The sequence below is a fragment of the Pseudomonas sp. Irchel s3a12 genome, from assembly GCF_900187485.1.
Taxonomy (GTDB): Bacteria; Pseudomonadota; Gammaproteobacteria; order Pseudomonadales; family Pseudomonadaceae; genus Aquipseudomonas; species Aquipseudomonas neuropathica.
In genome coordinates this window covers 59555-72206 of the sequence record NZ_FYDN01000018.1, presented here as the reverse complement: position 1 = coordinate 72206, position 12652 = coordinate 59555, and the positions used below count along the sequence as shown (strand labels likewise).

Sequence of the window (12652 nt, the reverse complement as noted above, 5' to 3'; positions counted from 1 at the left end):
CTGTCAGGGTGTGCAGCCATGAAAGATACCGCGCAACGGCCGACCCACGGAACGCCGGTTCACGAAGACATCGATGCCATTGAAACCAACGAGTGGCTGGAAGCCCTGGCAGGTGTCGCGAAAGTCGGCGGCAGACCGCGCGTGCGGTTCTTGCTGCTGCGACTGGCCGAGCAGGCCAGCCGTCTCGGCGTGCAAACGACGGCGAGTGCGTATTCGCTGTACCAGAACACCATCGCGCTCGAACAGCAGCCGGTTTATCCCGGGGATCTGGTGATGGAGGAGCGCATCACCTCGATCATTCGCTGGAACGCCCTGGCCATGGTGGCGAAGGCGAACAAGGCCTATGGCGAATTGGGCGGTCACATCGCCAGTTACGCCTCGGCGGCGGAAATTTTCGAGGTCGGCTTCAATCACTTTTTCCGTGCGGACAGCGAAGCCGGGCGCGGTGATCTGGTTTACTTCCAGGCGCACTCTGCCCCCGGGGTGTACGCGCGGGCCTTTCTTGAAGGGCGTTTGCAGGCGTCGCAACTGGAGCGTTACCGGCAAGAAGTGAAGGGCGGCGGATTGTGTTCCTATCCGCATCCTTGGCTGATGCCCGACTTCTGGCAGTTTCCCACGGGCTCAATGGGTATTGGCCCGATCAATGCGATTTACCAGGCACGGTTCCTGCGGTATTTGCAGCATCGTGGGATTGCCTCGACGGAGGGGCGGCATGTCTGGGGCGTTTTTGGTGATGGCGAGATGGACGAGCCGGAGTCCATCGCCGCGCTTTCGCTGGCAGCGCGGGAGAATCTTGACAACGTCACCTTCGTGATCAACTGCAATCTGCAGCGTCTCGACGGCCCCGTACGCGGCAACGGGCAAATCGTTCAGGAGCTGGAGTCACTGTTCAGCGGCGCCGGCTGGAATGTGATCAAGGTGTTGTGGGGTTCGGACTGGGACCCGTTGTTTGCCCGCGATGACGGCCATGCACTGTTGCGCCACTTCGCCGGGATGGTGGATGGCGAGTACCAGAATCTGGGGGCCAATGACGGTGCGTATAACCGCAGCCATTTCTTCGACCAGGACCCGCAGTTGCAGGCGTTGGTTGCAGACATGAGCCCGGAGCAGATCGACGCGTTGCGCCGGGGCGGTCACGACTTTCGTAAGTTGCATGCCGCGTTCGAGGCCGCGCGCAAGCACAAGGGCAGGCCGACCGTGGTGCTCGCCAAAACCAAGAAAGGTTTCGGCATGGGCCAGATCGGCGAGTCGCGCAACACCTCGCACCAGCAGAAAAAACTCGATATCGAGGTGCTCAAGGCATTCCGTGATCGTTTCGCCTTGCCGCTGGATGATGAGGCCGTGGCAGAAATGCGCTTCTACAAACCGGCTGACGACAGCCCCGAGTTGCGATACCTGCATCAGCAGCGACGGGCGCTCGGCGGTTACTTGCCCAAGCGCAACGGTGTGTCAGCACCAATAACAGTGCCACCGCTCGACAGCTATGGCCGTTTTGCGCTGAAGGCCGATGAGCGTGAAAACTCGACGACCATGGCGGTGGTGCGACTGTTCACCCATCTGATCCGGGACAAACAATTGGGGCCACGCATTGTGCCGATTGTCGCCGATGAAGCGCGCACATTCGGCATGGCGAATCTGTTCCGGCAAATCGGGATTTATTCATCCGTCGGCCAGTTGTACGAGCCAGAAGATGCCGGCGCGCTGCTCTATTACAAGGAATCGACCGACGGGCAACTGCTCGAAGAAGGCATCACCGAAGCCGGCGCGATTTCTTCCTGGATCGCTGCGGCGACGTCCTACAGCGTCAATGGCGAGCCGATGCTGCCGTTCTACATTTACTACTCGATGTTCGGCTTTCAGCGCATTGGCGACCTGATCTGGGCTGCCGCCGACCAGCGCGCCAGAGGCTTTTTGATCGGCGCCACATCGGGGCGCACAACGCTGGCCGGTGAAGGACTGCAGCATCAGGACGGCTCCAGTCAATTGATCGCAGCCACTGTGCCCAACTGCCGCGCCTACGACCCGGCATTTGCCAGCGAGGCGGCGGTCATCATCGACCATGGCGCCCGGCGCATGCTGGAGCAGCAAGAGGATGAGTTCTATTACCTGACGGTAACCAACGAGAACTACGTTCAGGCCTCACTTGAACCAGACGAACACGCGGACGTGATTCGCGGCATGCGCCTCTATGCGCGCTATGGCGAGGAGGTACCGGCGGTTCGTTTACTGGGTTCGGGAGCGATTCTGCGCGAGGTGATTGCCGCCGCACATATGCTGGATCAAGAGTGGCAAGTCAGCAGCGAAGTGTGGAGTGTGACCAGCTTCTCCGAACTCGCCCGGGATGCCCGCGAGGTGCAGCGTCAGCAAGTGTTCGGCGGCGATGTCGAGTGCCAGAGTCACCTACTGCATTGTCTGCCCGGTAACGCTCCAGTCGTGGCGGCCAGTGATTACGTGCGCGCCTATGCACAATTGGTGGTGCCGTATTTACAGGCACCGTGCATCTGCCTGGGCACCGACGGATTTGGACGCAGCGACACACGCTCGGCGTTGCGCAGCTTCTTTGAAGTGGATCGCTATCACATCGTTTTGGCGGCGCTGGCTTCGGTCGATCCGCGGGCACATGCCCAGGCTCGGGCGAAATACGCTATCGACGCCGACGCCGAAGCCCCCTGGAACTGCTGAGCCTTCACGTCGTGTGTCCCTTCTTTCATCAACCAACAATCGCGACGGCACACTCTGGCTGCCTGCTGCGCAAATGGATCTCGTCGGCTGGCGAACAACTGATCTGAATGGCCTGCTGACGTTCGGCCCTATATCCTTCCCGCCTGTTTGATGAAATGACTTAGGGAAGAATTGCATGCCGTTCAGGGTGATGGTGGTCGGGGGCTACGGAAATTTCGGCAGCATCGTGTGCAGACATCTGGCGCTGATGCCGGACATCGGGCTGGTGCTGTCGGGTCGTGACCCGCGCAAGTTGCAGCGCAAACTCGATGAGCTCAACAGCCATTCGGGAAACGTCTGCGAAGGCTGGTGCGGCGATGCCATGGGCGCGGAGTTCGAAGCCGCTTTGCGTGCGCTGAACATTCAGTTGGTCGTCCATACCGGCGGGCCGTTTCAGGGGCAATCCTATGCCGTTGCGCAGAGTTGCATCGATGCCGGCGTGAACTATTGCGACCTCGCGGACTGCCGCACCTTCGTCAACGGCATCGACGTGCTCGACGCGCGGGCGAAACAAGCGGGCGTGGCGATCCTCAGTGGTTGCAGCTCGGTGCCGACACTGTCTTCAGCGATCATCGATGAGCAGCGCCAGCGCTTTTCGCGCATTGACTCGATCGAGCATGGCATTTCTTCCTCGGCGAAAATGCCCGGGTTGTCGACCATCGAAGGTGTCCTGGCTTATGCCGGCAAACCGATCAAGCAACTCAAGAACGGCAAAGTCCATGAAGTGTCGGGCTGGCTGGACCTGACCCTGCGCAAGATGCCGCAGATGGGCACGCGATTGCTGGCCAACGTCGATGTCCCGGACATGGACATCTTCGCCGGTCGTTATGGTGCGCAAACCCTGAGCTTCAAGGCGGGCGCCGGTCTCAAGCTCGGCGGTTTCGCCAACGGCTTGCTGGCTCAGGCGCTGAAAGTCGGGCTGGTGCGCGACCATGCCTTGTGGGCCGGAAGACTGCATCGGCTGGGCATGCGATTCGAGCGATTCGGCGATGGCAAAAGTGCGATGTACATCGACGTGCAGGGCCTTGGTGTTGACGGCAAGCCGCTGTCGATGACCGCACAACTCACGGCTTTGAACGACAAAGGCCCGGAAATCCCCAGCTGCGCCGCCGTGGCCCTGGCCACGAAAATGGCCCAGGGCTACGTGCCAACCGCCGGCGCCAGACCGTGCGTGGGCGAAATCAGCGTCGCCGAATACATGGCCGCGATCAACGACCCGGACAACCTGAGCCTGGCCGTGCATTTCTCGGACGGGCAGCGCTGACATGCTCTATCTGTGCCTCAAGTACCTGCACATCATCGCCGCGATCTTCCTGTTCGGTTTCGGCATGGGCTCCTACCTCTACCTGATCGCCGCCAGCCGCACCGGCAATCCGCACGTGATAGCGCACGTCGCGCGCATGGTGGTGCGCTTCGACACCTGGATCACCACGCCGGCCGGGTTTGTGCAGATCATCACAGGTTATCTGCTGATGCGGCTTTCGGGGTTGTCGATGAGCGCCGAGTGGGTGCTGACCTCGCTGATCGTCTTCTTCTGCGTCGGCTCGCTGTGGCTGCCGGTGTTGCTCCTGCAGAAGCGCCTGTATGTGATGGCGTCGAGTGCGAGCGAGGCGGGGGCGGGGCTTGATGAGCAGTATCAAGCCGTTTACCGGAAGTGGTTCTGGATGGGCGTGCTCGGGTTTGCCGGGATGTTTGTCATCGTGCTGATGATGGTGACGAAGATGACGCCGGTGCAGTTGATTAGCTTTCTGGCGTAGTTGTTTTCAGAAAGCGCTGTTGATGATCCGGGGTTGGCAGCAGGCAGGTGTCGTACTTGCCGAACAGTCGGTATCGGTTCAGCGCGATGCGGTCGTAGGCCCAGTCGCGCAGGCCGCGCGGGAATACGCGTAGCAGCCGCAATGGCTGCCAGCGGGCGGGTAGTTGGCTGATGACTTCGAAGAACGCGTCTGAACGTTCCCAATAGTGACGGTCACGGATTACCGCCATGGTGTCGAATTGATCGACTGGCAGGCCGGCCCACGCGAGCAAGGCTTGTCCCTCCGGCGACTGCACCGCTGCCAGACGCACGCGACGTTGATGATCATGGCGAATCAAAAAACGCGCCCAGCCGTTGCAGAGTTTGCACACGCCATCGAACAGGACCACGGATTCGCCGGGGTTGAGGAACGGGGCGGGGGTAGGGCGGGTTTTCGGGGTGGGCATGGGTTTTGTGTTCAAGACGTCGGGTGTTGCGATCATAGCGCCGCCAGCAGTGGTTCGCGAATGACTGCGCTCGCTTAGGCACATGAATGTGAGAGACAGGCCACGTTCAGCAGCGCGATCTGTCGCCTGTCGCCGTCAAGCCGTTGCCTCACTTGCTCGAACGGCCCCCACTCGATCCTTGGAGCCGGCCCGAAGTTTATGCCGAAACTTCAACGCTGGCCGCTCGACGCAGTAATACGAAACACCACTGAGCAAGAACGACAGCACCAACACCGTTGCAACCTTGGACCAATCGAATGAGGTGATCGGCCAGAGGCCGTGCAGGAAGTAAATCACCAGGAAGTGATTGAGGAATACGCCATAGCTGATGTTCCCGAGAAACTCGTCAATCCGGTGAAATTTGAGTGTTGTCAGCCCGTACACCGCAGGGATGCCCAGGGCAATGCCGGCGGCCACTTCGGCGTTGGACGGCCGACGTTCGATCCAGCCCATCATGATCGCCGCAAAGATCAATGCCGCTGCCACAGCGGTACCGCCAGCAATCGCGAAACCCTTCGCCTGCGGTTTGTAGAGGTAGCTGCCGCACAGGAAGATGAACAGGACACCCGGCAACAGACGGTAGCCGTAGTAGTCGGTGTTGATGAATCCAAGGCAGGCGGGGATGAAGACCGCAACCGACAAGGCGAAGGCCGCGCCCCGTAGTCTGTAGATGAGCAGGAACGGGATCACCAGGTAGAAACACATCTCCAGTCCTAGCGACCAGGCCGGTGGCACGATTCCCGCTCCGGTCACGCCGAACATATAGAAACCGAGGGGCACTATTGCAAGGCTCGCGGCGATGTTTTTGACGTTCAGTTCAGCCCATTGCGGCGTGCCAGGCAGGAGGAAATAGATCACCGCACAAGAGAGGATGAAGTAGAACAGGAATTGCGGGTAAAGGCGCAGGGCGCGGTCCAGGTAGAACCGGCCAACTTTCTCGGGCGCCTGGTAATTGCGCTCGATCAGTGAGGTCATCACAAAACCACTGATGAGCAGGAAAGAAATCACCGCCAACACGCCCGGGTTGAACCCCATGAACATCTTGCCCATATGCGAAACAGCGACCAGGACGGCCAACAGCAGACGATAGGCTCCCACGTGTATCCCCAAAACGACCTTGTAGTTATGGCGGGTAAATTACGATGGTTTATGGGTGGATAACAGGTTTTTCTCTGCGTTCGGGGTTAAAGGATTTCAGCGGCTGATCACCTCAGGAGGCTAGGCCAGTCGCCATTGACCTTATCGTTGCGTGACGAATATCAGCTCAGGCCAAATCTCACGCCACGCTTTGGATCTAATGCGGTCCAGGAACAGGGGGTACTTTTCGGATTTGAATCGATCAGTCGGCCGCACCACTCCTGAGAACAGGTCTTCCAGCCCCAGCGGTGCTGAAACTTCCACTTCACCGTGATGATCAAGCCTGACAGCGACGGCCGTGGCAGTCTCGGGCCAGCAGGTCATTGCATCGGTCGTCGATTGATAAGGGGTATCGGCATTGCGCAGGTGCATTCGCGCCTGATTTTTTACAGACCAGTTCACTTCACTACACCGGCTCGACAGCGTTCTGACCAAAGCGGAATCCGCTTCTGTATTGGCACGTGCCGGGTCGAACCAGATGACATCGATATCATCTGGCAGCGCTGAAGGCTTGCGTTGATGCAGGTGATCCCATACCAGACTGCGCACGAAGCCGGCGGCAATCCAGCAGTCGGGCAAGTTCAGATCGCGAGCCATACGCAGGATTTTCATCCTTGCAGGGTCGTGAGTAAGCAGGGCCTTTAGTTGTGCTACGTGCTTCATCGCGTGTCCTCTATTACATCCAGTCACTGCTTGGGAGCCAGCGTGGACATTGACTATTGTCTGCTTCCGGCCAGTAGCAGACATTCGATCTAGTGCCTCTACGATCCAACCTACAGATCTCCGCCTAGCGATTGCAGCTTTTATAGCTACGCTTGCCAGCAAGAGACTGGTGCAAGTGCGCCAACTCCTTAATTGTCTGGCAAGGGAGCCAACAACCATGGATAGCACTCAGGGCGTTTATCCATCAGCGACCGTTCTGGTGGTCGACGATACCCCCGACAACCTGATGTTGATCGCCGAGTTGCTGAAGGACAAATATCGGGTCAAGGCCGCCAACAGCGGCGAAAAGGCCCTACGCCTTCTGCAGGCCGACCCGCTTCCCGATTTGATCCTGCTGGACATCATGATGCCGGGCCTGTCCGGTTATGACGTTGCCGAGCAGCTCAAGCTTGACGTTCGCATTCGCCATATACCGATCATTTTCCTCACCTCCATGACTGCCACGGAGGACGAGATTCGCGGCTTGAGCCTCGGGGCTGCGGATTACATCACTAAGCCGATCATCCCCCCGGTGCTCATGGCCAGGGTCGAGACCCAAATCAAGCTCAAGTCCGTTGCCGATTTCCTGCGCAATCAAAACGAATTTCTGGAGCGGGAAGTGCAGCGCCGCACCCGGGAGGTGATCGCGATCCAGGATGTCACCATCCACGCCATGGCTTCGCTGGCCGAAACCCGTGACAACGAAACTGGCAACCACATTCGCCGTACCCAGCACTACATCAAACGCCTGGCTGAACTGTTGCGCAACCACCCGCGCTTCCGGCACTTTCTCGACGAGGACAGCATCAAGCTGCTCTTCAAATCGGCACCGCTGCACGATATCGGCAAGATTGGCATTCCCGATCGCATCCTGCTCAAACCGGGACGGCTCACCGCTGAAGAGTTCGAGATCATGAAGACCCACACCACATTGGGGCGGGACGCCATTCAGCACGCGGAGGATCAATTAGGCATAAACGTCGATTTCCTTCATTTGGCCAAGGAAATCGCCTACGGCCATCAGGAAAAGTGGGATGGCAGTGGCTATCCGCAAGGCGTGGCCGCCGACGATATCCCGATCAGCGCCAGGTTAATGGCCGTGGCAGATGTCTACGATGCGCTGATCAGCCGCCGCGTGTACAAGCCCGGCATGCCTCACGAGCAGGCGGTGAAAATCATCGGCGAAGGCCGGGGCTCGCATTTTGATCCGGACATCTGTGACGCGTTTCTCGCCAATGCCGAGCAGTTCCGCGTAATTGCCGAGCGATTTGCCGACAGCGACCAGGACATGGCCAGGCAGTTAGCACTGCTTGAGCAGATTGCCGAACGTCCCTGAATCCCGCGCATTACTCTGCACATCCAGCTGAAAGAGGCCGTTTATGAACAGACTGTTCGAGATGCTCGAGCGCCTGTCTCTGCGCAGTAAATTGATCATCGGCTTCGCTGCGCTGCTGATATTGATCCTGATATTGGGCGTGCAAAGCCTGCGCACGCAGTATTCGCTAAGAACTGAAATGCAGCAGTTGTACCAACAGGATCTGGTAGGTATCCAGCATGTGCAGGAGGTTCGGGTGCAGTTGCCGCATCTGTTGCTCGCCATGCAACGTGCAATCGCGACCAACAACGCAGACATCCGTATCAGCGCCAGAGCCCAGATGGATGTCGCCCAGGCGCGACTCCACGAAGCGCTGGAGCAGGTTCGTCCAACGCTGCGCAGGCAGAGCAGCGTCAGCAGCCTGCTGGAATTCGAAATGGTATTAAAGCGTCTGCAAAAAGACGGCGATGAGGCACTGGAGCTGGCCGGCAAGGGTTCCTTGGGTCAGGCCTTGATGTTGCTCAACAGTAAGGATTTTCTTGCGCTGGAACAGGGCGGCGATGGGCTGCTCAACCAGATCGAGAAAAACAAGGAAGCCGACATCCACGATACAGCGAAGAACCTGGCGGAGTACGCAGAGCGTAGTACTGCGATCACGTCCATCTTGCTGCTGGGTGGGTCGACGCTGGCCTTGCTGTTGACTTGGCTGGTCAGCTATTCCATACGCGTGCCGTTGAATCGCGTCCGCGTGGCGGTGGACGAATTGGCGTCCGGCAAGCTGGACGGTCAGATCCCGCACACCGATCTTCGCAACGAAACCGGCGACCTGGCGCGTGCCATCGCCACGCTGCAGCTGGAAGCTTGTCAGCTTGAGCGACAGCGCTGGATCAAAAACCACACGTCGCTCCTGCAAGTGGATCTGCAACAGGCGGAGACACCGCAGCAGTTGGCCCAGGCTTTTTTCAGCCACATCGCGCCGCAGTTGGGCATGTGCCAGGGAGCGCTTTACGTTCTCTATGAAGGCGCGGCACGCCTACGCCTGGTTGGCGGTTATGCGGTGGACAGTGTTCATCCGCTACCCGCTGAACTTGATCTCGGTGAAGGGTTGCTTGGCCAGTGCGCACTGGATCGCCAGCCCCGCCAGCTTCAGGATCTACCGGAACCGTTTTGGCATGTACGCACGCCATTGGGCGCAGCCCCGGCCAGCGTCCTGTTGGTTCAGCCCGTGATGCGTGGCGAACGCCTGCTCGGGGTGATGGAAATGGCCGGTTTTCGCCAACTGGAAGAGAACGAAGCGCTACTGCTGCAAGAAGTCCTGCCCCGGCTGGCCGGCGCCATGGCCATTATGGAACGCAGTGAGGCAGCTCAGGCGCTGCTCTTGGAAACTCGCCGTCAGGCAGACGAAATGGGCGCGCAGGCTTTGCAACTGGAGCACCAGGCCAGCGAGCTGGAGGCCCAGCAGGCCGCATTGCGCGCCACCGAAGCCTGGTACCGCGGCATCATCGAGGCAGCACCGGACGGCATGCTGGTGCTGGGCGCCGACGGTCGCATCCTGATGACCAACCCGCAGATGGATACCCTGTTTGGCTACGCCCCCGGCGAGCTGATTGGCGCCAGCATCGAGCGTCTGGTACCGCAGGCTGCCCGCGAGCGCCATGTCAGGTTACGCGACGGGTTCATTGCCAGCGGCGGAACCCGGCAGATGGGCGGCGATCTTGACGATCTGAGCGGCGTACGCAAAGACGGCAGTTTGTTCTCCGTAGAAATTGGCCTTTCCCATCTACCGCGCCTGGAGGGGCGTGGCGTCTGTGTGTGCGCCTCGGTGCGCGATGTCAGTGAGCGCAGGGCGATGGAAGCCAGGCTGCGCACGGCCAGCGATCGTCTGAATCTGGCGCAGGAGTCCGGTGACATCGGGCTGTTCGACGTCGACCTGGTCAGTGGCACAAACTATTGGACACCCCAACTCGAAACCCTGTTTGGTCTGGAGCCAGGCGGCTTCGGCGGTACGCTGGCGCACTGGAAGGCACTGGTGCATCCCGACGATCTGGCGCGGGTCAGCAGCACGTTCGAGAGTGCCGTCCAGAGTGGCGATGATCGCGCCGAGTTCGACTTCCGGATTGTGCGTAAAAACGATGGGCAGGTGCGCACGTTCCGGTCGCTGAATCGCTTCTCACGTACGCCTGACGGCAAGCCATTGCGCGCAACCGGCATCAACATCGATGTAACCGCACTGGCAGAGGCAAGGGCTGCGGCCGAGGAGGCCACGCAGGCCAAAAGCGAGTTTCTCGCCAACATGAGCCATGAGATCCGAACACCGATGAACGCCATCATCGGCATGAGCCACCTGGCGCTGCGTACCGAACTGGATAAACGCCAGCGCAACTACATTGAAAAAGTCCACCGATCAGCGGAGAACCTGCTGGGAATCATCAACGACATTCTCGACTTCTCAAAGATCGAAGCCGGCAGGATGAGTCTCGAACAGATCCCGTTCCGTCTGGAAGATGTGCTCGACAGCTTCGCTGCCATGATCGGCTTGAAGACCGAGGACAAGGGTCTGGAGTTGTTGTTTCAGATTCCGCCTGACCTGCCCACGGCACTGCTGGGCGACCCCCTGCGACTGGGGCAAGTGCTGATCAACCTCGGCAACAACGCGGCCAAGTTCACCGAACACGGTGACATCGTGGTCGGCGTTGAAGAAGTTGCTTCTCACAACGAACACGTGCAACTGCATTTCTGGGTGCGCGACACGGGCATCGGCATGACCGTCGAGCAGTGTTCACGTCTGTTCCAGTCGTTCAGTCAGGCTGACAGTTCGATCACTCGCAAGTACGGGGGCACCGGGCTGGGATTGTCCATCTCGAAGAAGCTGGTGGAGCTGATGGCCGGTCGTATCTGGGTTGAAAGCCAACCGGGAATCGGCTCCACGTTTCATTTCCAGGTCCAACTCGGCGTACAGCAAAATGTTCCGCCGCGTCGCATGTTCAAGGCTGGCGAGCTGTTGGGCATGCGCGTGCTTGTCGTGGATGACAACGCCAGTGCCCGTGAAATCCTTTCGGGCATGGCGCGCAGCTTTGGTCTGGAAGTGGATGTCGCGCAGAGCGGTAGTCTGGCGCTGCGCATGTTGGCCGACGCCGAGCACAAGGTGCTGCCTTACGATCTGGTCTTGATGGACTGGCGGATGCCCGGCATGGATGGCATGGAAGCTGTGAGCAGAATGCATTCCGCCAGCCTGATGCGCACGCCATCGGTGATCATGGTGACCGCTTTTGGCCGCGAAGAAGCCCGCGAAGAAGCCGAGCGCCAGGGCATCCAGTTGCCGGTGGTACTGACCAAACCTGTCACGCCGTCCTCGTTACTTGAAGCCATCGGTGTCGTGCTGGGCAGAGACACCCACAGCGATACTCGGGCTGGCGAACGCTCCCTGCACAATGCCAACACCGTCGCCAGCCTCAATGGAGCGCGACTGCTTCTGGTCGAAGACAACGATCTGAATCAGGAACTGGCCAGCGAGCTACTGGAGAGTGTCGGAATACGCTTGCGACTCGCCACGCACGGCCAAGAGGCCCTGGATATTCTCGGCGAGGATGACGACTTCGATGGCGTGCTGATGGATTGCCAGATGCCGGTGATGGATGGCTACACAGCCACCCGGAAAATTCGTCAGCAACCGCGCTTCCGCACTCTGCCAGTGATCGCCATGACCGCCAACGCCATGGACGGTGACCGCGAGCGCGCCCTCGAATGCGGTATGAACGACCATATCTCCAAGCCACTCAATGTCGAAACCATGTTCGCCACAATGGCAAAATGGATCAAGCCACGAGTCGCTCAAGCTTCGCTGAACGCAGGTTTGGTCGATGGATTGCCAGATCGTCTTGAGGGCATTGATCTGGCTGCGGGACTCGCCACCTGCATGGGGCGGCGGGATCTCTACTTACGTCTACTCTGCAAGTTTCGCGACACTCAGACAGATTTTTCCGAGCAATTCCAGGCCGCACGAATCGATCCGGATTCTGCTGCTGCCGCACGACTGGCGCACAGCTTGCGCGGCACCGCCGGCAATATCGGCGCCAAGGCCGTGGCGCAGGCTTGCACGTTGTTAGAACAGGCCTGTCAGGACGACGAGCCGGTTGAGGTCGTGCAAGCGCTAGCGATGCAGGTCGAGCATTACTTGCTCCCGACCCTCGCGAGTCTGGCGAACCTTGAGGCGGACACACTGGCTTCCACGGAGGGTGACCTGCTGGACGACTCGGCAATCAGCGAGCAACTGAACCGGCTTATTGTTCTTCTGGACGAAGGTGATACGGCGGCTTTGGACGTGCTGGCGGCCCTGCGCAACAGGCCACTCGATCAAGCGCTGGCAGAACGTCTGGCACTTGCCGCGGCGCAGGTGGAGCTGTTCGACTTTGATCGCGCCTTGAAGCTGCTTCAGTAAAATTGAGTTGGGTAAACACGTAGCCGTTTAGTTTTAATTGCAACTGACGGCTTTTTGGCCGAGAGCGGCCACCCAATGCAATCTTGATCCCTTTGTGA

Annotated in this window: 8 protein-coding genes; 5 read left to right on the top strand and 3 right to left on the bottom strand. The window is 59.4% G+C overall.

What is annotated here, in order from left to right:
• The first annotated feature begins 18 nt into the window (after positions 1-18).
• From mdeB to CKW14_RS26065, 3 genes are all read left to right on the top strand, one after another.
• The gene (gene mdeB / locus CKW14_RS26075) at positions 19-2682 is read left to right on the top strand and encodes an alpha-ketoglutarate dehydrogenase (RefSeq protein WP_095126426.1); all 2664 of its coding nucleotides are present in this window, start codon (positions 19-21) and stop codon (positions 2680-2682) included.
• Positions 2683-2857: 175 nt separating this feature from the next.
• Positions 2858-3985, top strand: coding sequence for a saccharopine dehydrogenase family protein (locus CKW14_RS26070; RefSeq protein ID WP_095126425.1), 1128 nt, complete (start codon positions 2858-2860; stop codon positions 3983-3985).
• Between the two features lies 1 nt (position 3986).
• Complete coding sequence (locus CKW14_RS26065; protein WP_095126424.1) at positions 3987-4478, top strand: DUF2269 domain-containing protein; 492 nt, start codon at positions 3987-3989, stop codon at positions 4476-4478.
• Here the strand turns inward: CKW14_RS26065 and CKW14_RS26060 are convergent.
• From CKW14_RS26060 to CKW14_RS26050, 3 genes are all read right to left on the bottom strand, one after another.
• The gene (locus CKW14_RS26060) at positions 4462-4923 is read right to left on the bottom strand and encodes a thiol-disulfide oxidoreductase DCC family protein (protein ID WP_095126423.1); all 462 of its coding nucleotides are present in this window, start codon (positions 4921-4923) and stop codon (positions 4462-4464) included. The two genes, CKW14_RS26065 and CKW14_RS26060, sit on opposite strands and share 17 nt — an antisense overlap.
• A 135-nt stretch (positions 4924-5058) precedes the next feature.
• Positions 5059-6060 (bottom strand): acyltransferase, encoded by a 1002-nt coding sequence (locus CKW14_RS26055; protein ID WP_095126422.1) that lies wholly within the window; start codon positions 6058-6060, stop codon positions 5059-5061.
• Positions 6061-6201: 141 nt separating this feature from the next.
• Positions 6202-6762: a nucleotidyltransferase family protein gene (locus tag CKW14_RS26050; protein ID WP_095049906.1), complete on the bottom strand. Its 561-nt coding sequence runs from the start codon at positions 6760-6762 to the stop codon at positions 6202-6204.
• A 217-nt stretch (positions 6763-6979) separates the two neighbouring features.
• Between CKW14_RS26050 and CKW14_RS26045 the strand changes: the two genes are divergently transcribed.
• Positions 6980-8137, top strand: a complete 1158-nt coding sequence (locus CKW14_RS26045; protein WP_095126421.1) for an HD-GYP domain-containing protein — start codon at positions 6980-6982, stop codon at positions 8135-8137.
• Between the two features lie 43 nt (positions 8138-8180).
• Entirely contained in the window at positions 8181-12554 is a 4374-nt protein-coding gene (locus tag CKW14_RS26040; protein WP_095126420.1) for a response regulator, read from the top strand.
• Positions 12555-12652: the final 98 nt, after the last annotated feature.